Annotated in this window: 21 protein-coding genes; 14 read left to right on the top strand and 7 right to left on the bottom strand. The window is 50.3% G+C overall.

What is annotated here, in order from left to right; translation table 11 throughout:
• Positions 1–100: 100 nt before the first annotated feature.
• Positions 101–2,095 (top strand): putative bifunctional diguanylate cyclase/phosphodiesterase, encoded by a 1,995-nt coding sequence (locus QQL65_RS03110; protein WP_284361959.1) that lies wholly within the window; start codon positions 101–103, stop codon positions 2,093–2,095.
• Positions 2,096–2,099: 4 nt separating this feature from the next.
• Here QQL65_RS03110 and mctR read toward each other — a convergent pair whose 3' ends face one another.
• Complete coding sequence (gene mctR / locus QQL65_RS03105) at positions 2,100–2,735, bottom strand: two-component system response regulator MctR (protein ID WP_284361958.1); 636 nt, start codon at positions 2,733–2,735, stop codon at positions 2,100–2,102.
• A complete protein-coding gene (locus QQL65_RS03100; RefSeq protein WP_284361957.1) occupies positions 2,732–4,120 on the bottom strand; it encodes a cache domain-containing protein in 1,389 nt (462 codons plus the stop codon). The genes mctR and QQL65_RS03100 overlap by 4 nt, the downstream gene beginning before the upstream one ends.
• Positions 4,121–4,379: 259 nt before the next feature.
• Between QQL65_RS03100 and QQL65_RS03095 the strand changes: the two genes are divergently transcribed.
• The 7 genes from QQL65_RS03095 (at position 4,380) to QQL65_RS03065 (ending at position 10,640) form a co-directional block, all read left to right on the top strand.
• The gene (locus tag QQL65_RS03095) at positions 4,380–5,480 is read left to right on the top strand and encodes a TRAP transporter substrate-binding protein (protein ID WP_284361956.1); all 1,101 of its coding nucleotides are present in this window, start codon (positions 4,380–4,382) and stop codon (positions 5,478–5,480) included.
• 94 nt (positions 5,481–5,574) lie between these two features.
• Complete coding sequence (locus QQL65_RS03090; RefSeq protein WP_284361954.1) at positions 5,575–6,126, top strand: TRAP transporter small permease subunit; 552 nt, start codon at positions 5,575–5,577, stop codon at positions 6,124–6,126.
• A complete protein-coding gene (locus QQL65_RS03085; RefSeq protein WP_284361953.1) occupies positions 6,123–7,496 on the top strand; it encodes a TRAP transporter large permease in 1,374 nt (457 codons plus the stop codon). The genes QQL65_RS03090 and QQL65_RS03085 overlap by 4 nt, the downstream gene beginning before the upstream one ends.
• A gap of 172 nt (positions 7,497–7,668) precedes the next feature.
• Entirely contained in the window at positions 7,669–8,361 is a 693-nt protein-coding gene (locus tag QQL65_RS03080) for a cytochrome c biogenesis CcdA family protein (protein ID WP_284362071.1), read from the top strand.
• A 16-nt stretch (positions 8,362–8,377) separates the two neighbouring features.
• Positions 8,378–8,782, top strand: coding sequence for a thioredoxin family protein (locus tag QQL65_RS03075; protein ID WP_284361951.1), 405 nt, complete (start codon positions 8,378–8,380; stop codon positions 8,780–8,782).
• A 54-nt stretch (positions 8,783–8,836) separates the two neighbouring features.
• Positions 8,837–9,718 carry a c-type cytochrome gene (locus QQL65_RS03070; protein WP_284361950.1) on the top strand — a complete coding sequence of 294 codons (882 nt, stop codon included), beginning with the start codon at positions 8,837–8,839 and terminating at the stop codon, positions 9,716–9,718.
• 79 nt (positions 9,719–9,797) lie between these two features.
• Positions 9,798–10,640 carry a TerC family protein gene (locus tag QQL65_RS03065; RefSeq protein ID WP_284361949.1) on the top strand — a complete coding sequence of 281 codons (843 nt, stop codon included), beginning with the start codon at positions 9,798–9,800 and terminating at the stop codon, positions 10,638–10,640.
• A 16-nt stretch (positions 10,641–10,656) separates the two neighbouring features.
• On the opposite strand, the gene QQL65_RS03060 is transcribed toward QQL65_RS03065, so the two are convergent.
• A complete protein-coding gene (locus QQL65_RS03060; RefSeq protein WP_284361946.1) occupies positions 10,657–12,246 on the bottom strand; it encodes an L-aspartate oxidase in 1,590 nt (529 codons plus the stop codon).
• Positions 12,247–12,475: 229 nt separating this feature from the next.
• Here QQL65_RS03060 and QQL65_RS03055 point away from each other — a divergent pair, with 229 nt between their 5' ends.
• Positions 12,476–12,979 carry a CreA family protein gene (locus QQL65_RS03055; protein WP_284361945.1) on the top strand — a complete coding sequence of 168 codons (504 nt, stop codon included), beginning with the start codon at positions 12,476–12,478 and terminating at the stop codon, positions 12,977–12,979.
• 67 nt (positions 12,980–13,046) lie between these two features.
• Positions 13,047–13,256, top strand: a complete 210-nt coding sequence (locus QQL65_RS03050) for an alkylphosphonate utilization protein (protein ID WP_284361943.1) — start codon at positions 13,047–13,049, stop codon at positions 13,254–13,256.
• Positions 13,257–13,259: 3 nt separating this feature from the next.
• On the opposite strand, the gene QQL65_RS03045 is transcribed toward QQL65_RS03050, so the two are convergent.
• Positions 13,260–13,865, bottom strand: coding sequence for a COG3904 family protein (locus QQL65_RS03045; RefSeq protein ID WP_284361942.1), 606 nt, complete (start codon positions 13,863–13,865; stop codon positions 13,260–13,262).
• Between the two features lie 20 nt (positions 13,866–13,885).
• Positions 13,886–14,968: a quinolinate synthase NadA gene (gene nadA, locus QQL65_RS03040; protein WP_284361940.1), complete on the bottom strand. Its 1,083-nt coding sequence runs from the start codon at positions 14,966–14,968 to the stop codon at positions 13,886–13,888.
• Between the two features lie 145 nt (positions 14,969–15,113).
• Here nadA and eda point away from each other — a divergent pair, with 145 nt between their 5' ends.
• From eda to QQL65_RS03020, 4 genes are read left to right on the top strand one after another with little or no spacing between them, the layout of a single operon-like run.
• On the top strand, positions 15,114–15,749 hold the full coding sequence (eda, locus tag QQL65_RS03035) for a bifunctional 4-hydroxy-2-oxoglutarate aldolase/2-dehydro-3-deoxy-phosphogluconate aldolase (protein WP_284361939.1): 636 nt from the start codon (positions 15,114–15,116) through the stop codon (positions 15,747–15,749).
• Between the two features lie 2 nt (positions 15,750–15,751).
• Positions 15,752–16,474 carry a molybdate ABC transporter substrate-binding protein gene (gene modA, locus QQL65_RS03030; RefSeq protein WP_284361937.1) on the top strand — a complete coding sequence of 241 codons (723 nt, stop codon included), beginning with the start codon at positions 15,752–15,754 and terminating at the stop codon, positions 16,472–16,474.
• Positions 16,474–17,175, top strand: a complete 702-nt coding sequence (modB, locus tag QQL65_RS03025; protein ID WP_284361936.1) for a molybdate ABC transporter permease subunit — start codon at positions 16,474–16,476, stop codon at positions 17,173–17,175. Before modA ends, modB begins: the two co-directional genes overlap by 1 nt.
• Positions 17,168–18,193, top strand: coding sequence for a molybdenum ABC transporter ATP-binding protein (locus QQL65_RS03020; protein WP_284361935.1), 1,026 nt, complete (start codon positions 17,168–17,170; stop codon positions 18,191–18,193). Before modB ends, QQL65_RS03020 begins: the two co-directional genes overlap by 8 nt.
• Here QQL65_RS03020 and QQL65_RS03015 read toward each other — a convergent pair.
• Both QQL65_RS03015 and QQL65_RS03010 read right to left on the bottom strand, forming a co-directional pair.
• Positions 18,171–18,698 (bottom strand): DUF6886 family protein, encoded by a 528-nt coding sequence (locus QQL65_RS03015; RefSeq protein ID WP_284361933.1) that lies wholly within the window; start codon positions 18,696–18,698, stop codon positions 18,171–18,173. The two genes, QQL65_RS03020 and QQL65_RS03015, sit on opposite strands and share 23 nt — an antisense overlap.
• Complete coding sequence (locus tag QQL65_RS03010) at positions 18,695–19,321, bottom strand: trimeric intracellular cation channel family protein (RefSeq protein ID WP_284361931.1); 627 nt, start codon at positions 19,319–19,321, stop codon at positions 18,695–18,697. The genes QQL65_RS03015 and QQL65_RS03010 overlap by 4 nt, the downstream gene beginning before the upstream one ends.
• Positions 19,322–19,366: the final 45 nt, after the last annotated feature.

Raw genomic sequence — 19,366 nt, 5'->3', positions numbered from 1 at the left:
ACAATAGTTTAATATAAGTTTTGAGTGCGACTTTGTTGCAAAACTGTCATATTGCGGTGTTCTACTTTGTCTCTGGGTCGAGTAGAAATTGCGGGGTTGTATGAGCCGAATTGGATTTGCCGGTTCTTTTGTTTTGTTTCTATCGGCCTTTGCTTTGGCCGTTGTCGCGTCAGCCCTTTTGGCTCCCGGAATCGTGCAACAATTGTCATCTTTGGATGCACGGCTACTCGCCCGTGACTGGGTCGTGTCCATAAAAAGCCAATTTGATTTGCCCGGTGAGCCGATCGAATTTGAAGTAAGTCTGATGGATAGGCTTGCAGCAACGATGTTGCAGCAAAAGGACAGCGAGCCAAGTGAAGTCAACTTGTTCCGGCCACTAGAATTTCAATCACTTGAGCACTTTGGCAATATTCGCGGCTATGCGGTTTTCACCAAATTTGGTGAGCTGTTCATCGCCGGCGGTACGCCACAAATGCGCGATATGTCCAACGTAAATTTCGCAAAAGCGGCACAAGATGCTATGCGTCACCAGAAAAGCATGGTTTTTTCACGCGGGGCGGTTGGCAACAAAGACAAGCCTTCACTGATTGTACTCATTCCGTTGCAACGCTTTGGTGCTTCACGTGGTGTGATTAGTGTCGAAGTTGAACGCCATCATATCGAGGATGTTATGGAGCGTGGTGTTCAATTCACCGGACTAGTCACCGCAATATTGCTGGCTGTTCTGTCCGCGATTGTGATGATCACGTTGTTTTATTGGGGGCGGCAGCGACGGCTTGCAGAGAGAGAAGCGATACGTCTAGCGTTTTATGACCCGCTGACAGGATTGCCGAACCGGCGTCGTTTTCACAAAGATTTGCCGCAACGTGTGGCTCTGGCAGCCGCGCAGAAACTCCAGTTTGGTCTCCTGAGCATTGACGTCGATAAGTTCAAACAGATCAACGATCTATATGGTCATGGTGCGGGCGATCTGGTGCTCATGGAAATTGGCAAGCGTTTGCATGAACAAGTTGGCACCAAGAATGATGTATATCGACTTTCTGGCGACGAATTTGTGGTCATCCTTGATCATGTTTTTTCATCGACCGATCTTGCTGCGCTTTGCACAAAACTCGTTGATGCAATGAAATTGTCGATTGAAGTGGAAATGAGCCATATCGTGGCTAGTATTTCAATTGGAGCTGCCGTTTTCCCACTGCATGGAGATGATGATCGACAATTGCTAAAGCGGAGTGATTTGGCGCTATATCACGCGAAAGATGCAGGGCGCGCTGGCTTTACGATTTATACGCCACAACTTGAAGAAGAGCAGAACCGAAAGGCGTTGATTGAGCGTGAATTGCGCATTGCGTTGGAAGTGGGTGGCCTTGAACTGCATTATCAGCCACAGGTTTGCGCGATGACCGGCCGGTTGATGGGTTTTGAGGCTTTGGCTCGGTGGTGCCACCCGAAACTTGGCAACATTAGTCCAGATGAATTTGTTAGCGTTGCTGAACAATCTGGATTGATACATGTGCTCGGAGAATGGGCGCTTGCCACCGCGTGCAAAGAGGCTGCGACTTGGGAGTATGACGATCTTACCATCGCTGTGAATTTATCGCCGTTGCAGTTGCGCGATGCTCAAATTGTCAATTGTGTGCGTCGTGTTCTTGCTGAAAGCAGGCTATCGCCTCATCGCCTTGAGTTGGAAATCACTGAAGGTGTCTTTGTATTTGATACCGCGCAGGTGAGGCACACATTAGATGAGTTGCGGGCGCTGGGCGTTGGCATCGCCATGGATGATTTTGGCACCGGATATTCGTCGTTGAATTATTTAACGCGCATACCACTGACCAAGCTCAAAATTGATCGCTCATTTGTGTCGAATTTCCACTTGGGCAAAGCTGACGATGCAGTGGTGCATTGCGTTATTGGTTTGTCAAAGTCATTGCGATTGTCGGTGGTAGCTGAGGGCGTTGAAAATGAAAGCCAGCTGCAAGCACTTCAATTGGCAGGATGCGATATTTTGCAGGGCTATTATTTTGGCAGGCCAACCAACACACCCAAGGCATTTATTGTCGCGGCATATTCTCAATCGATCATGGCTGCTGGTTAGAGCGCTAAGCGCCCAACAAACCATGCGTGATGGCGTAACGCGTTAAGCCAGCAGTCGTTGAAATACCAAGCTTTTTCTTGATGTTCTTACGGTGCGTTTCGACCGTGCGAATTGAGATGTCGAGTTTGGCGGCCACGTCCTTGTTGCTTTTGCCTTCCGCCACAAGCAACAGCACGGCCTGTTCTCTCGTGGTGAGCAAAGAGTTGGCGCCAGTATCGTTTTGCTCGCCCATTAGAACCTGAGAAACGCCGGTTGAAAAATAGGTGCCGCCAGCGGCGACCTTTTCAATCGCTGTGACAATCTCCGACGTTGACACATCTTTGAGTACATAGCCGGACGCACCATACATGGTTGAGGTCGAAATATATTCTCGGCTGTCGTGCATCGAAAGCATTAATAGCTTGGTAGCGGGTAGCTGATCTTTGAACAGTTCGATGGCGTCGATCCCGTTCATATCCGGCATGTTGATGTCCATCAGCACAACATCGGGTTGGTTCGATTTTGATGTGGCTAAGCCAGCTTTAGCTGAGGATTCAGCACCCACCACTTCGATGTGATCATAGGTTTCTAAAACCGAGCGGATCCCTTCAAGTACCAATGGGTGATCGTCAATCAACAAGACTTTGATAGCAGTGGTCATGCGCCTTGCATCTCCAAGTTTTCTTTCGAGCTGGTGAGATAAATCGAGCGGGGCAAACGTGCAACCAGCCGCGTACCTTTGGGGGTCGAGATAACCTCCAAATTACCATTAAAGTGTTCCATGCGCTCTTGCATGTTGCGCAATCCCAATCCGCCGGACGGACCAACCATTTTGTCTTTCTGGTTCTGTTTGGGCATGAAGCCGCGGCCATTATCGATGATGACCATCTCAAGGCCCGCATTGGTGCTTTTGAGGCGAAGTTTTACCGCATCTGCGCCGGAGTGGCGTTCGATATTGCTCAGGGCCTCTTGCGCTACGCGATAGATCGCGGTTTTTGCATCTGATGGCAATACGTTCTTAAAGGCGACACTTTCAAAGTCCACGTCGATCTGCGTGCGTTCTTCAAAATTGTTGATCAGTGCTTCAAGTGCTGCGCTCAACCCCAAATCATCAAGTTGGCCCGGGCGAAGGTCGTGAGAGATTCGCCGCACTTCTTTGATGGCGGTGTTAAGTGCGCCTGCGCCGCGCTCAATTGTTTCAAGCGCGTTTTGCTTGCCTTCGCGTACCTGTCGCTCGGCTAAATCCAGCACGTAGCGCACCCCCACCATGTTCTGGCTGATCCCATCGTGCAGTTCACGGGCAATGCGTGAGCGCTCTTCTTCTTGAGTGTCCACGATCCGCTGGGTCAATTCTTTGAGCTTGCTGTCTGCCAAGCGACGTTCACGCAAATTCATAATAATGCCGGTGCCAAACACGGCAAGAACGGCCGGCACAGTGATTAGGGCAACCAGCAAGAATGTTTGGTTTACGGTATTAGAAAGCGACTGATTGGCGGCTTCAGTCTGCGCGAGAATGTCATCAATGTAGGCGCCAGTACCAATCATCCATTGCCACTTGTCCATACCAACCGCATATCCCATCTTGTCAGAGACTTCGCTTGATGAGGGCTTTTCCCAAACATAGCGATGGAAGCCGCCTCCATTTTGCGCATATTCAAGTAGGGCGGCAACGTCTGGGTGATCGGCCCAGTTTTTGCCGACGCGGAATGGTTGGCGCGGGTGCACGACATTGGTGCCGTCATAATGATAGACGTAAAAGTAGCCATCCTCGCCAAAGCTGAGACGTTTGAGAATTTGCTTTACTTGTTCCTTGGCGATTTCGTCGTCTGGGCTAGCATTCTCGTAGACGGGTCGAATGGCGGTCATCGCTAATTCGATATAATTCTTCAACTCATCCTGTTTGGCGCCAAGCATCGACTGCTCAAAGGTTTGAATGCCTTCTTTGGAAAGTTGGCTAGATTGCCAAGTGACAAGCGTTGTGATGGCCAAAATGGCCAGCAAAAGTGGAATCGTCGTGAGTGCCAGAATCTGTTGTCGAAACGTCATTTTAGCGCCATCTCAAAAGCAATGTTGAAAGGCATTTTAGCATTTATTGGCAATTTCATCTCCGTATTTATGGGTAAATACTTAAAACGAAACGCTTGGACTACCCAATAACCGCAAATCGTTGCGATTGGCTCTTGAAAGTTTCACAATTTTTCTATGCACTGTGCCCCAAGGTGCAGGCGAGGAGCATGGGCCTTGTTGTTGATTGCATGGGCGCTAGGACGCGATGCAGTTGAATTAATCTCTTTGGGAGGATTGAATGAAAAGACGTGAGTTTTTCAAAAAAGCAGGTGTAACAGTTGCAGGCGCTGCGGGTGCAGCGACTTTGGCTAGCCCTGCATTGTCACAGGGTCGCACACAGTGGATCGGTGTTTCTGCGTTCGGCAAAGCGGGTCTTTTGGGCGCTGCATACGAGAACTTTGCAAAAACAGTTAGCACACTGACTGAAGGCAGCCTTGAAATTAAGCTTTATCACTCTGGTGAGCTTGTTGGTGGCCTTGAAGCATTGGATGCTGTGCAGTCAGGTACTGCCCAAATGGGTTATGGCGCGCCATACTATTGGGCTGGTAAATCTGATGCGATCTCATTTGTTGCGGCTATGCCTTACGGCTTGAACGCGCAAGAGCAAAACGCTTGGTTCTACTATGGCGGCGGCATCGAGCTTGCTGACGAAACAAGCTACAACCCATTGGGTCTGAAGTTCTTGCCTTTGGGCAACTCAGGCAACCAAATGGGCGGTTGGTACGCTAAAGACATCAACACTGTTGCTGATCTTGAAGGCTTGAAGTTCCGTATGCCAGGTCTTGGCGGTGAAGTATTGAAAACATTTGGCGTGAACGTTGTTCTATTGCCAGGTTCTGATGTGCTTCCTGCGCTGACTTCAGGTGCGATTGACGGTACAGAGTGGATCGGCCCAGCGGCTGACCTTGGTGCTGGTTTCTTTAAAGTTGTGAAAAACTACTACTATCCTGGTTGGCACGAGCCTGCCACAGTGCTTGACGCCTTCTTCGATAAGGGCGCTTGGGATTCACTAAACGACACCCAGCGTGCTGCAATTGAGCAAGCTGCGATGGCGACAAACTTGGGCGTTCTTTCACGCTTCCAAGCTGTAAACAACGCATCGCTTAAGAAGCTTGTTAACGAGCACGGCGTTCAGTTGAAGCCTTACTCTGACGAATTGCTACAAGCGATTGGTGAGCGTACACCAGAAGTGACTGCTGAGTTGGCGAAAAAGTCACCAGAAGCAACCAAGCTTTACAACTCAATCGTTGAGTGGCGTGAAGGTATGGTTCAGTGGTCAGGTATTTCTGAAGGTAAATTCATGAATGCCCGTACATCAGCACCGTTCAAAACCATCTAAGGTTTGAATCGGGTTTGAGAACCTATTGGCGGGGTCGATTGGCCCCGCCTTTATTATACCCTATAGTGAGAAAAATTTCGTTGGGGGGAATTAAATGTCTGGGCTCATAAATGGCATCAGACTCGTGGCAGGGGTTATTGACTGGATCAATGAAGCGATCGGTCAAATCCTAGCGTGGTTGGCGCTGCTACTTGTTGTAAACGTCTTCTTAGTTGTTGTGTTGCGCTATGTGTTTTCATATGGCGATGTTTGGATGCAGGAAACCTACATCTGGATGCACGCATTTATCTTCATGCTCGGCGCGGGATACACGCTGTTGCATGATGGGCATGTGCGTATTGATTTGATCTATTCGGGCGCATCAGATCGATACAAAGCGTTCGTCAATTTCTTCGGTTCGATTATCTTGGGCGCACCGGTTCTTTGGCTGATTTATACACGCGGTATGGACTTCTTTTATCGCTCGTTCTCTCGCCTCGAAACATCACCGGAAGCTGGCGGTTTGCCTGCGCTTTATGTGCTAAAGGCAGCAATTCCTGCTCTTGCAATCGTTTTGAGTTTGCAGGTTTTGTCGATGGCGCTTCGTTCGCTTGACACTATAATTACGGGCCGCAAAATAGTTGAAGAAGAAGAGCCGCTAACATGACCCCAGAAGTTTTAGCATTTGTAATGTTTGGGGTGACCATTTTTGTGTTGCTCCTTGGTTTCCCTGTGGCGCTGTCACTTGCCGGTTCTGCGATCATCTTTGCCTATATTGGCGACCAGTTGGACTTGTTCCATTTCGCATTCCTCAATCTGTCACCGACACGCATATTCTCAACGATGAAAAATGAGCCGCTCGTTGCGGTGCCGCTATTCGTTTATATGGGGGTAATCCTCCAGCGATCGGATATTGCAGGGCAGTTGCTTGAATCGATGGGACAATTGTTTGGCACAATCCGAGGTGGTTTGGGCTACTCAGTCATCATTGTGGGCGCATTGCTCGCAGCTTCAACAGGCATTGTGGGCGCAACTGTTGTGACCATGGGCCTTATGAGCCTACCGGTGATGCTGAAGGCTGGCTACAATCCCAAGATTGCTGGTGGTATTATTTGCGCATCAGGGACGTTGGGACAAATCATTCCACCGTCGATTGTTTTGGTGTTGCTTGCCAACATCTTGCAGGGCGTGAACGAAGAAGCGGCTGCGTTGACGGGTAATCTGGCACCAGAGCCAGTCACCGCGATTGACTTGTTTGCCGGTGCGTTGTTCCCCGGGCTTCTTTTGGTTGGCCTATATCTCCTTTGGATTTTCATCCTCACCATTGTTCGTCCTGATGATGTGCCATCAATGAAAGATGAAAGTGTTCACGCGCCAAGCGTTGGGCAACTTATCGGTGCGGTTGCACCACCACTTATCTTGATCGTTTTGGTATTGGGCTCAATTTTGGCCGGTATTGCAACACCAACAGAATCCGCGGCGGTTGGTGCCGTGGGTGCGGCGGTGCTTGCTTGGCGTGCGAAGAAGTTCAACTTCACCTTGTTCAAAGAGGTGGGCATTGAAACAGTAAAAGTGTCGTCCATGGTGTTCTTGATCATCATCGGTGCGGGTCTTTTCTCAACCGTGTTTAAGGGCTTTGGCGGCGATGACGTGATCGCTGAGTTCTTGCGCAACCTTCCTGGTGGTGCATTCTCTGCGCTATTGCTGGTGATGCTATTGATGTTTTTCTTGGGCTTCTTCCTTGATTTCATCGAGATCATCTACGTGGTTGTACCGATTGTTGGACCAATTCTGATCGCGCTGGGATATGACCCACTGTGGCTTGGCGTGATGATTGCCATCAATTTGCAGACTAGCTTCTTAACGCCGCCATTTGGATTTGCACTGTTCTATTTGCGCGGGGTGGCCCCCGCCGACTTCAAGACCAGCGATCTATATTCTGGGGTGATGCCATTTATCCTCATTCAAGTGATCGCACTTGCAATTTTGTGGGCATTCCCTGGCGTTGTGACTTGGTTGCCGACAACCTTGTTCTAGGGCCGCGAACATTACAAAGAATATGGGCTGCGCGAGGGAAACCTTGCGCAGCTCTTTTTTTGCTCACGGCTTCGTGAAAATTGGTTAGCAGCCTTACGCATTGTCGTGCGCTACAAATAGCCAACAATTTCAATCAAGGGCTGTAGGTTTGCTAGATTTCGTTTTCGCATATGTGGCTGGGCTATTGACCCTGATCAACCCTTGCGTCTTGCCGCTTTTGCCAATCGTTTTGGCAGGGTCTGTTTCCAAGAACAGGCTAGGGCCGGTTGCAATGGCCCTCGGACTCGCAGTTTCATTCACCGTAGTTGGATTTCTTGTTTATGCGGTCGCCCAGAATATCGGGCTGGATCAGGACGCGATCAGTCGATTTGGTGCTGGTATCATGATTGGCTTTGGTGTGGTTTTGATCGTGCCGCAGTTTGAGCGGCAATTTTCAAAAGTGACGTCTGGCATGGCGGCAGGTGGCAACAGTCGGATTAATTCTATCGATGGCGATGGGCTTGGTGGCCAACTTCTCACCGGCGTACTTTTGGGTGTTGCTTGGTCGCCGTGCATTGGGCCGACGCTAGGCGGTGCAATTGGCTTGGCAAGCCAGGGTGAGAATCTTTTTTATGCTTTGATGATTATGGCCGTTTTTTCGCTTGGGGCAGCCACGATTGTGCTTGCACTGAGCTACGGTTCTCGAGAATTGATCGGGCAGCGCCGTGATTTTCTCAACGGCCTATCTCAATATGCAAAGCCAATTATGGGGGCAGCTTTATTGGCTGTCGGGTTGGCAATTTGGTTCCATTTTGACCGGGTTGTTGAAATTTGGGCGCTCGATACGTTGCCGGAGTGGTTGATCGATTTATCAGTACGATTTTAGTTAGATGGAGGTCGCGATGCGACAATTGATGAAAAGTTTCATGGTGGCTTGTGCCATTTTGGTTGGCGTGACCGGTGCGGCATTTGCTGATACTAAGCACACTGAATTTACGGCAGATGTTTTGGCCAAAGTGGAAAAAAGTGGGGACCCTTACCTGCTCGATTTTTACGCTTCGTGGTGCAGCACGTGCCGGACGCAGGACAAAGTGCTTGGTCAACTTCAGGCCGAGAACAACAAGTATTTAGATGTCACAATATTGCGCGTGGATTGGGATGACCCAAAGTCAAAACCGCTTATTCAAAAACTCAAGATTCCGCGCCGCTCAACGCTGGTTATGTTCAAAGGCACAACAGAACTTGGCCGCGTTGTGGCCCAAACCAGCAAATCCAAAATTCGTGATTTACTTGAACTTGGCCTCTAGCCGTTTGACAGCCTTTGATGCCGCGTAGATAATTTGCCTTTAGGGGAGATTACTATGCGGCGTCGATATATCTTTTTGGCACTCTTGTTGGTTTTTGCACTAGCAGGGATTACCTATTTTGTGTCGCCGCTGGGCGGCCCAAGCCGAAACCTCAATCTTACGGGCGACGTTGTGCGCGGAGAATATGTGATCCGCGTTGGCGGATGCGTTGCTTGCCATACGGACATTGCCGGCGGCGGTGCCCATTTGGCAGGTGGGTTGCCACTAAAAACGCCTTTTGGCGATTTTGTTCCGCCTAATATCACTTCAGACAAACAAGCTGGCATTGGCGGATGGAGTGTGGCCGAGTTTTCAGACGCTATGACCATTGGCGTCGGTCCCGGCGGCAAGCATCTTTATCCTTCTTTCCCTTATGACAGTTACACCAAAATGTCTGATCAAGACATTGTGGACCTTTATGCGGCGCTAATGGCGACCGAGCCGGTGCCACAAAGGGCTGCGGAACATAGTGTTGGCTTTCCGTTTAATATTCGGTTGGCCATGCAGGGTTGGAAACGGTTGTTCTTCACCCCAGAGCGGTATGAACCCGATGCAGATCGATCAGGCCGCTGGAACCGCGGCGCTTATTTGGCCAATGGTCCGGCCCATTGTGGCGCTTGTCACACTCCGCGCAATTTATTTGGCGCGGCGCTCAAAGATCAACACTTTAAAGGCACACCTTCTGGCACTCGGCCATTCTTCCCAGCGATTGACAGTGCGACCCTTAAAGATCGTGGTTATGATGAAGCGACGTTGGTAGATGCGCTTACGGGCGGTTTTGACCCAGACTTTGATACGCTTGGTGGGGCAATGGGCGAGGTGATCAATGAGAGTTTAGTTCATTGGACTAAAGAGGATTTGTCCGCATTGGCTGCATATTTACTCGATCAGGATTGAACCCATTCGCCATTGGGGGTTGAGTTTCAATCGCTTAATCGGCATTAGTTTTAAAAAGATTTGATAGGCGGAGTTTTAAATGGAAAGTCTTCTCTCACTGGAGAACTGGTTCACGCTTTTGATGTTGTTTGGGTTGCTGGCCGTTTTGGGCTTTGACAATCTCTTATATATCTCGCTGGAATCTCAGCGGGTTGAAAAGGACAAGCAACAATATGTGCGGCGTATGGGCATTGGACTGGCGGTCTTGTTCCGTATTGTGCTGTTGTTCTTGTTGCTGCGCCTGATTGAGTTTTTCCAAGAACCGTTCTTGATTTTGAACCTTACGGGTTTCGTCGAAACAGAGATGAATGTGCATGCATTCATCGTTCTCGTGGGTGGCGGTTTCATCATTTACACCGCCATTCAAGAGATCTTCCACTTGATCTCTGTGCACGACTTACACGATCAACATGGCGATAAGCGCAAGCGCGGCGTTGGTGTGACAATCTTCTGGCTCGTTGCGATGAACCTTGTTTTCTCGTTTGATAGCGTGTTGTCGTCAATCGCGTTGACAGACCAGTTCTGGGTGATGGCGGTCGCGATTGTTTTGTCTGGTGCGATGATGATCGTTCTTAGCGATTACGTTTCAGACTTTTTACAGCGCAATCGGATGTACCAAGTGCTTGGTCTATTCATCCTGCTTCTTGTCGGGATATTGTTGCTTTCAGAAGGTGGGCACCTTGCGCATCTGAAACTGTTTGGCTTTGAGATTTTGCCAATGGCAAAGTCCACATTCTACTTCGTGCTGTTTGTGATGGTGGCCGTGGATGTGGTGCAAAGTCGTTATCAGAAAAAGCTGATGCTTGAGCGTGAGCGTCGCGAAGCGCTTATTCGTGACGTGATCAGGAAAGAAAACGAGGGCGCGGCTGATAGCCACGCCTAAATCGCGAAAATAGAGCTTACGCTGACGCGCGGATCTTTAGCGCGTCAATAAGGGTCATTGTGGTGTGATCCTTAAAGGCTGGGTCCTTATCTGGGAAGTCGGTGCGGAAATGTCCGCCCCGGCTTTCTGTGCGTTTAAGGGCCGCCGCTGCCACAAGGGTCGCTGATGTGGTCATGTTGAGGTACGAACGCGTAACGTCTTTTGCGGTTTCTTCCAATTCTTGGATTTTGCGCAGCGCAAGACGTAGACCCATCTCGTTTCGCTCAACGCCCACATAGTCAGTCATAACCTGACGCAATTGCTGCACCGCATCCAAATTACGCAGTACGCGCTCTGCTTCTTCGCCCTCTTCCTCATCCCATTCGATGCCAAGGTACGGGGGCAGGCTTTTGTTGACCGGCTCTAGCCCGGAGATATCCTCAGCGATCCGCGCGCCATAGACCACCGCTTCAAGCAAGGAGTTTGAGGCAAGACGGTTCGCGCCATGAAGTCCGGTGCAAGATGCTTCGCCACACACCCACAAACCCGCAAGGGACGAACGCCCGCGCTCGTCCACTTTGACGCCGCCCATGTGGAAGTGGGTGGCTGGGGTAACCGGGATCATGTCGGCAACGGGGTCGATGCCCGCTTCTTTGCAGTAATTCGCAACAGTGGGGAACGCGGTCAATATCCGTTCACCCAGCACCTGTCTGGTGTCTAGGAAAATCTTGTTACCGGCTTGTATTTGCCGGAAATTGGCACGTGCAACCACGTCGCGCGGGGCAAGTTCGGCGTCTTCATGCACATCAAGCATGAAGCGCTCGCCCTTGTCATTTAGAAGGATCGCACCTTCGCCGCGCAATGCTTCTGTTGCCAATGGTGCTGGGTCTTGCCCCACGGCCATAGCTGTTGGATGGAACTGCACAAATTCGCTGTCTGCAATCAAAGCGCCAGCGCGTGCCGCCATACCCATTGCGTGTCCACGCACACCTGGCGGGTTTGTGGTCACTGCATAAAGGCCACCAAGGCCGCCTGCGGCCAATACCGTTGCGCGTGCCCTTATTAGGACGGGTTCGGCGTAGCGGTCGCCCAGCTTACGGGCGTAAACGCCAATCACGCGCCCATCGGCGCGAGCAAGGTCCACGGCGGTGATGCCTTCAACAATGCGGATCGATGGGGTGTTGCGCACTTCTTCGATTAGCGCCGCCATGATTTCGCGTCCGGCACGATCGCCGGATACACGCACCACGCGATTGACCGAGTGTGCTGCTTCTTTTGACAAAACGAAACTGCCATCTTCAGCGCGATCAAATGGGGTGCCCCATTTGGCCAGATCGGCAATTCGCTCCGCCGCTTCTGCCGCGACTGATTGTGCGACTTCAAAATCGACTATGCCTGCGCCAGCAATATCGGTGTCGCGGGCATGCGCCTCTGCGCTGTCACCTTCACCAACCGCCGCTGCAACGCCGCCTTGCGCCCAAGTCGAAGATGCACCTGTGCCCAGCGGTTTGGGCGATAAGACCGTGACAGGGCGCGGTGCGAGCTTGAGCGCGCAAAACAATCCGGCCAATCCGGCGCCGACGATCAACGCACCTTCAGCGTTTAACACATTGTCATAAATGGTCATTAGCGGTTCTCTTGATGATTGAAGGAAATGTTCTCAAGCCGAATGCTTGGAGTTTGCTGACTAGATTCGTTTTGCTGGCAGGAACGTTATAGATTTGATGGGGGGATTGGAAGGGCGCGCTGCGTCGCATGTGGTGGCCAACAGGCGATTGTTTGCCACATGTCTTGCAATTTTGCCTGTGTGTGCCCACTTGGAGTGCAAGGAACAGTATTTGCAAAGGGACCGATTGATGAAAAAAGCAATTGCCGCGGCCGTGTTGATATCGGCCTCTTTTGTGGCGACTTCTGGCCATGCCGAAGAAGTTGGAAAAATCGGTGTTGATTGGGTCGGAAATGATATTTTGGTCGAAGCGGTGCACGATCATGAAATTGAGGGCGTGACCTGCCATTTGGCCTATTTTGATCGCGGCTTTTTTGACCGTTTGTCCAAGGGCAATTGGTTTGAAGATCCTTCAAACTCATCGATTGCTTGTCGGGTGACCGGACCCGTGACGGTCGGAGACATCTCTTTGTCAAAAGGCGGGGAAGAAGTGTTCAAAGAAGGGCGTTCGTTCCTTTGGAAAAAACTCGTCGTCAAACGTATTTATGACAAAACAAACAACACGCTGATTTATCTTTCGCATACGCGCGAAGTGGCCGACGGTTCAGCAAAAATGTCAATTTCAACGGTTCCGTTATATGGCGCGGAAGTGACCTGGAGCGATAAATACTGGCCATCCGGGAAACCTGAATAGTTTTTAAGCGACAGGATTACACAACTGCTATATGCCTCGCTCAACAGATTGAGCGGGGGATGCTGGAATGAGCGCACGTGATTGTAATGGTGCTGAGTTAGAAGACGGCGACAATGTTCAAGTCAACAAAGACTTGAAGGTAAAAGGCATGTCAAAAACGCTGAAGCGTGGCACGTCGATTAAGAATATTCGCACCACGAACAAAGACACCGAAGTTGAATGCCGGATCGGCAAATCCACCATCGTGCTCAAAACCGAGTTTTTGAAGAAGGCTTAGGCCCTAGTCGATAATTGCATGTGTTAGTAGGCGGTATTTTTTGATTTCGCCCGCTGACATGATGTGAATGTCGTCAGCAGGTGCCGCCTCTAGCGTGAACCAATAAAAATCATCGCGTCCAAGCATGCGTTTTAGATAATTTCGATTCATATCATGTTCCGGTGAAGACCGCAGATAATCGGCGCCGTCTTTCACCCCATCGCTCCAGGAATGAACGCCAATAATGGCACCGCGCTCCATAGTGCGTTTTACGCCAGCTAAAAACAAATCCACACCGCCAGAGTAGATCTCTGAATCTGCCTCAAGGTGGGTTTTAAACTTGTGTTTGCGTAAATAGTAGCCAAGCTTGATCATCACTTCATCGTCGCTAGAGCCGTCAATCTCCAGCATCACAATCGTATCGATATTGGGATGCTTTTTGTGCAGTTTGACGAACTGGCTGTAGGTGCGAGATGTGATTTCATTGTCCATATAGACAATATTGTCTTCAACTTCGAAGTGGGTGCCCGCTGTCGCATGTGTTGGCGCAAACAGAATTGCCGCGAACAATGTCGCGGCAATCAGAAACAGTGTTAGCGGATGCTGGCGAAAACTCTGTTGATCTGTCATTTCGCCGCCTTCCATTTGATTTACGATTTGCGTTTGGCTTTTTTGTCTTTGCCAAATTCAATCATGCGTTCAACCGCACCGCGCGCCTTTTCCGCAATGGCGGGGTCAACGGTTACTTCTTCAGTGCCAGTGTGCAGTGACCACAAGATGTTTTCAAGGTTGATGCGTTTCATATGTGGGCAGATGTTGCATCCCTTAAGGAACTGAACGCCCGGTGTTTCTGCCGCCACGTTGTCGGACATCGAGCACTCGGTGACCATCACCACGTTTTTCGGCTTTTTGGTTTTTACCCAGTTGATCATACCCGACGTGGAACCTGAGAAATCACAGGCGTCGATTACATCGGTTGGGCATTCAGGGTGTGCAATGATTTTGGCACCCGGATAGGCTTCACGCAATTCAGCAATGTCGCCTGCAGTGAAAGTTTCGTGCACTTCACATGCGCCAGCCCAAGTGATGATTTTCTTCTTGGTTTTCTTCGCTGTGTTTTGCGCAAGATATTGATCTGGGATCATCATCACCGTGTCGCTGTCCAAACCCTCAACAATGTCCAATGCGTTGGATGAGGTGCAGCAAATATCGGTGACCGCTTTCACTTCAGCTGAAGTGTTTACATAGGTAACAACGGGCACGCCAGGATATTGCTCGCGCATGGCCATCACATCTTCTGCTGTGATTGAAGACGCCAAAGAACAACCCGCGCGCGCATCAGGAATAAGAACCGTCTTTTCCGGGTTCAGAAGTTTTGAGGTTTCCGCCATGAAGTGCACGCCGCACTGGATGATGGTGGATTGGCTCACTTTTGTCGCTTCAATGGCGAGCTGCAAGCTGTCGCCCACAACATCGGCCACACCGTGATAAATTTGTGGTGTTTGATAGTTGTGCGCCAGAATTACTGCGTCTTTTTCACGTTTGAGCTGATTGATCTGGCGAATCAGTGGTGCGTAGAACTGCCACTCAATCTCAGGAATACGATCTTTGAGATGTTCGTAGATCGGGGCGGTTTCTTTCTCAACGGCCTTAGTGAATTTAAGGTCAAACAGCCCTTTGAGCACGTCACGTGCTTCATCAAGTGGGGTTGTTGAATTGATCAGTTGAGCCATCGTTTTGCCCTTTCCCAAGCTAGTTGATGCGGAACTTAGGTATTTTTATTGTGTATTTCAATTGATCCTTCGTGTTAAAGCCCAAACCAATGTCGATTATCTCGCAATTGTGAATTGCGTGCACCCATATAGAGAAAAGCAGATCATGGCCCAAAACGTAGCTCAACTTACCCCAATTCTTTCCGCAGCACCTGTGGTGCCGGTTATTGTTCTTGATGATATTGAGGCAGCAGCGCCGCTTGCGCTTGCATTGGTGAAAGGTGGGCTACCTGCTTTAGAGGTTACCCTGCGCACGCCAAATGCACTTGCTATCATCAAAGAGATGGCAAAAGTCGAGGGCGCATTTGTCGGGTCGGGCACAGTGCGCAACAAGGCGCAAATCGAGCAGTCAATTGAAGCTGGCGCGCAGTTCATGGTGTCGCCGGGTGCGCCACTACAATTGTTAGAAGATGCCCTTCAGTATGATGTGCCGCTTTTGCCCGGTGTTTCCACTGCGACTGAAGCAATGGCCGCATCAGATGCTGGCTATTCTTATTTGAAGCTGTTCCCTGCCGAAGCCGTCGGTGGTGCGAAATTGCTTAAGAGCTTTGCTTCGCCATTGCCCGATCTTAAGTTCTGTCCAACCGGTGGTGTGAGCCCGCAGAATGCGATGGACTATTTGTCACTACCCAACGTGATTTGTGTGGGTGGTTCATGGATTGTGCCGGGCGATGCGATTAAGAATCGCGACTTTGACAAAATCGAAGCATTGGCGCGCGAAGCGTCACAAATCGGCAAATAGCCATGCTGAAGCGGCTTGGGTTTTTGCTGGCGGCGTTGCTTGGGATGATTTGTCACCCTGCGTTCGCCGACAGCAAAATCTTTGTCGCTTCGTCGCTTGTCGATGTTGTTGATCCCCTTGTTGAGGCTTCAAACATTGATGGTTTGACGATTGTTGTCGGCAGTAGTTCCAGTCTTGCGCGCCAAATCAAGGCCGGGGCACCTGCGGGTCTGTTTATTTCCGCCAATGAAGATTGGGCGCAATATGTGGCGGACGACAAAGAATTGCGGCCGCTTTTTTCCAATCGCTTGGTGCTGATTTCACATGAGCAACAAAGTATAGCCGATATTGCTCAGCTGCCTGAATTGCTCAAAGAAGGTCGATTGGCTGTTGCTGATCCGGATCATGTGCCAGCTGGCATCTATGCGCGACAAGCGTTGGAAAGCCTATCCGTTTGGCAAAGCCTGCACCATCGCCTCGCACCTGCAGACAATGTGCGTGCCGCCGCTCAATTGGTAGGTGCGGGCGCTGCACCCTTTGGAATTGTTTATCAATCAGATGCGCAGCTGTTGCAGTTGAATGTCGCATATGAGTTTGGCGCGGACACACATATGCCGATCATCTATTGGATGGTGGCCATGGGTCATGACCAACCTGAAGTTGGTGCCTTTGTTTCATTCCTTGGCAGTGAAGAAGCGCGTGATATAGTTGCATCTTATGGGTTTGTACCGCTTGAGAGGCAGTAGTGTCGGCTGAGATTTGGTCCATTGTATTATTGTCGCTCAAAGTGTCAGCATTTGCACTGATTTGGGCGGTGCCAATTGCTTTTGGGTTGGCCTACTTGCTCGCGCGAAAGCAGTTTTGGGGTAAGCAATTGCTCAGCGCGGTCATCATGTTGCCGCTTGTGATGCCACCGGTGGTTACAGGACTTGTGCTCCTATATGTGTTCGGCCCTTTAGGACCGGTTGGACTTGTTTTGGCACCGTTGGGTGTTTCGTTTGCATTCAATGCGGCTGGTGCAAGTCTTGCGGCCGGATTGGTCGCACTGCCATTGATCGTGCGACCGATAAGGCTGTCATTGGAGGCTGTCGACCCAAATCTAGATGAAGCGCTGGCTGTGGCTGGCCGTAGCCGGCTGCAGCGCTTTTCAATGCTTTATTTGCCAATGGCGCTCCCGGGTGTTGTTGCTGGCGGCATTTTGGGCTTTGCAAAGGCTATGGGCGAGTTTGGCGCGACGATAACATTTGTCGCCAATATTCCCGGTGAAACACAGACTTTTTCCCTAGCGATCCATTCGGCTTTGCAAAAATTTGATGGCGGCGAGACAGTTTTGCTGTTGAGCATTGTTTCGATTTTAATTTCTGTGATTGCCGTCTTAGGTTCTGAGTATTTGTTGAATTGGCTGCAAAAACGCATGCTTGGCGAGCAGGTGGTGCGTCATGCTTGAGGTTGATATTCAAGGCATTCGCGGCAACAGCTCTGCACTATTTCAGTTTCGCGCGCTGCCGGGGATCACGGCTATTGTTGGACCTTCGGGCGCGGGCAAGACATCTCTTTTGCGGGCGCTGGCGGGATTAGATGTTCCAACAAGCGGCAGAATTTCACTCAATGAAACGCCGCTTACTGGTGCGCCAGAGATGCGCGACATTGGCATGGTTTTTCAAGAGCCAAGATTGCTGCCGCATTTGAATATACGATCTAACATTGAGCTTGGACGGCAGTCCATCGTATCGATTGATCAGTTGGCGCATGATCTTGGGATCAATGCGCTACTAGATCGTATGCCGCATGGTTTGTCGGGTGGCGAAAAGCAGCGCGTGATGATTGCCCGCGCATTGTTTGGTTCGCCCAAATTGATGTTGTTTGATGAGCCACTGAGCGCGATCGATCCAAGGTTGAAAACTGACCTGATTGCACTTGTACGGCAACATTTTGCTGATGCGAAGATTCCCGTGCTTTATGTCACCCACCAGATGGATGAGGCGGCGCAGCTGGCAAATGAGTTGATTGCGATAGACGCTGGTCAAATCGTTGCGCAAGGTCCAATTGCCGAAACGATGGCCAAATTGGATGGTGCGGCCTTTTTTGAGAATGGGATCACCAGTGTTTTAAATGGACGGGTCGCTGCAATCGATAAGCGTTTTGATTTGGCGCAGATCGCTATTGGTGAGCAATTGGTTGATTTGCCTGCCCGCAATATGGCTGTCGGGGAGGAAGTGCGATTGCGCGTTTGGGCACGCGATGTGCTGTTGGCCAAAGAGCGCTTAGTCGGGGTAAGCGCGCGCAATCAATTGCTGGGCGCTGTTGAAACAATCTCAATGACTGATCAGGCCCACGCGGACATTTTGGTGCGGGTTGAAGGTTCGCTCGTCCGGGCACGGGTGATGTGCAAAACCGTGTCTGATATGGAAATGGCTGTGAACCAGCCAATTTTTGTTGTGTTCAAGTCTGCGTCGGTTGAATAGGCGCAGCATTGCGCATTCTAATCATAGAAAATGCAAAGCTAGAGGACAAAATAGTTTCTTTGAAACTGTGTAATTCTTCAAGCACTTCCAGGCGTGTACCTAGTCGGTTCAGATGGCGTAAGGGGTCGTCGATTTCTTGTACATCTTCTGGTATTTGATCCTGGTTTGAGGTGAAATATCCAGCGTTGGCATCTTCGATTTCAAATCCGTCACTGTCGAACATGTAGGCAAAAAGGGGCGTGCTTTCTGCGCGTTCAAACCACGCCCTTTCAATTGCTATGATTGAATTGGCGTGACGTAATTTGTGCCGATCTTGCTCGTTGGTTTTCTCGCCTGCCCAAACGCAAATTCGAGGGCAATTACGCGGCAGCAAATAGTTTTGGACGCGGTGGGCGCTGATCGCCCAAACACTCATATTTCCATTGCGATCTAAGCGGGGCCGGAACGAAGAAATGTTAGGTTCTTCGGAAATGTGGTAGAGCTTTTGATCGAGAAAATGGATCAATATTCTTTACCTTCACGTGGCTTGTAGCGCGGCAGTTGCCAACCAAATTGAATGGCACCTGCGCGCAAGATAAAGCCAATTACGGTGCCCGAGATGGCAGCGATTGTTGGAGTTACGCCGAGATAGACCAAAGAAATATAACCACCGGCGGCAAATAGCGCTGCGGTCGCATAGATCTCATCTTGAAGAATGAGGGTGTTCTCGTCGCTCACCACATCACGGATCATCCCGCCGAAGGTGGCAGTCATCATGCCTAAGGCGGTAGCCACGAAAAAGCCTTGGCCATGTTGGTGCGCAATGTGGGCGCCTAAAACGCCATAGGCCGCCAGTCCAATCGCATCAAGCCACAATAAGGCGATATATCGGCGCTGGATCAAATGAGAAGCAAAGAAGGCAACAACAGCAATTGCAATGCAGGTGATGAGGTAAGTCTGGTCGACCGTCCAGAAAACCGGACGATCCAATATGAGGTCTCGGACCGTGCCGCCACCAACACCGGTTAGGGTCGCCAACAGCGCGAAACTGATGATGTCGAGTTGTTTGCGGCTGGCCACCAACGCGCCAGTGGTGGCGAAAATCGCGACGCCGAAAAGGTCCAAATAGTAGATCGGAACGCTGAACATCTTTATTTTTCTCTCAAATCACCTAAATGGAGTTTAGCATCTGAT

The sequence above is a fragment of the Maritalea porphyrae genome, assembly GCF_030159895.1.
Taxonomy (GTDB): Bacteria; Pseudomonadota; Alphaproteobacteria; order Rhizobiales; family Devosiaceae; genus Maritalea; species Maritalea porphyrae.
The sequence above is the reverse complement of the archived record's forward strand: the minus strand, read 5'-3'. Positions and strand labels throughout refer to the sequence as shown.

Bases quoted from the DNA above. Each gene is read 5' to 3' on its own strand.
- QQL65_RS03045 (WP_284361942.1), bottom strand. From the start codon at position 13,865: ATGACAGATCAACAGAGTTTTCGCCAGCATCCGCTAACACTGTTTCTG.
- QQL65_RS03095 (WP_284361956.1), top strand. From the start codon at position 4,380: ATGAAAAGACGTGAGTTTTTCAAAAAAGCAGGTGTAACAGTTGCAGGC.
- QQL65_RS03065 (WP_284361949.1), top strand. From the start codon at position 9,798: ATGGAAAGTCTTCTCTCACTGGAGAACTGGTTCACGCTTTTGATGTTG.
- QQL65_RS03110 (WP_284361959.1), top strand. From the start codon at position 101: ATGAGCCGAATTGGATTTGCCGGTTCTTTTGTTTTGTTTCTATCGGCC.
- QQL65_RS03010 (WP_284361931.1), bottom strand. From the start codon at position 19,321: ATGTTCAGCGTTCCGATCTACTATTTGGACCTTTTCGGCGTCGCGATT.
- QQL65_RS03100 (WP_284361957.1), bottom strand. From the start codon at position 4,120: ATGACGTTTCGACAACAGATTCTGGCACTCACGACGATTCCACTTTTG.
- QQL65_RS03085 (WP_284361953.1), top strand. From the start codon at position 6,123: ATGACCCCAGAAGTTTTAGCATTTGTAATGTTTGGGGTGACCATTTTT.
- QQL65_RS03090 (WP_284361954.1), top strand. From the start codon at position 5,575: ATGTCTGGGCTCATAAATGGCATCAGACTCGTGGCAGGGGTTATTGAC.
- QQL65_RS03060 (WP_284361946.1), bottom strand. From the start codon at position 12,246: ATGACCATTTATGACAATGTGTTAAACGCTGAAGGTGCGTTGATCGTC.
- mctR (WP_284361958.1), bottom strand. From the start codon at position 2,735: ATGACCACTGCTATCAAAGTCTTGTTGATTGACGATCACCCATTGGTA.
- QQL65_RS03055 (WP_284361945.1), top strand. From the start codon at position 12,476: ATGAAAAAAGCAATTGCCGCGGCCGTGTTGATATCGGCCTCTTTTGTG.
- QQL65_RS03075 (WP_284361951.1), top strand. From the start codon at position 8,378: ATGCGACAATTGATGAAAAGTTTCATGGTGGCTTGTGCCATTTTGGTT.
- QQL65_RS03020 (WP_284361935.1), top strand. From the start codon at position 17,168: ATGCTTGAGGTTGATATTCAAGGCATTCGCGGCAACAGCTCTGCACTA.
- modA (WP_284361937.1), top strand. From the start codon at position 15,752: ATGCTGAAGCGGCTTGGGTTTTTGCTGGCGGCGTTGCTTGGGATGATT.
- nadA (WP_284361940.1), bottom strand. From the start codon at position 14,968: ATGGCTCAACTGATCAATTCAACAACCCCACTTGATGAAGCACGTGAC.
- QQL65_RS03070 (WP_284361950.1), top strand. From the start codon at position 8,837: ATGCGGCGTCGATATATCTTTTTGGCACTCTTGTTGGTTTTTGCACTA.
- eda (WP_284361939.1), top strand. From the start codon at position 15,114: ATGGCCCAAAACGTAGCTCAACTTACCCCAATTCTTTCCGCAGCACCT.
- QQL65_RS03050 (WP_284361943.1), top strand. From the start codon at position 13,047: ATGAGCGCACGTGATTGTAATGGTGCTGAGTTAGAAGACGGCGACAAT.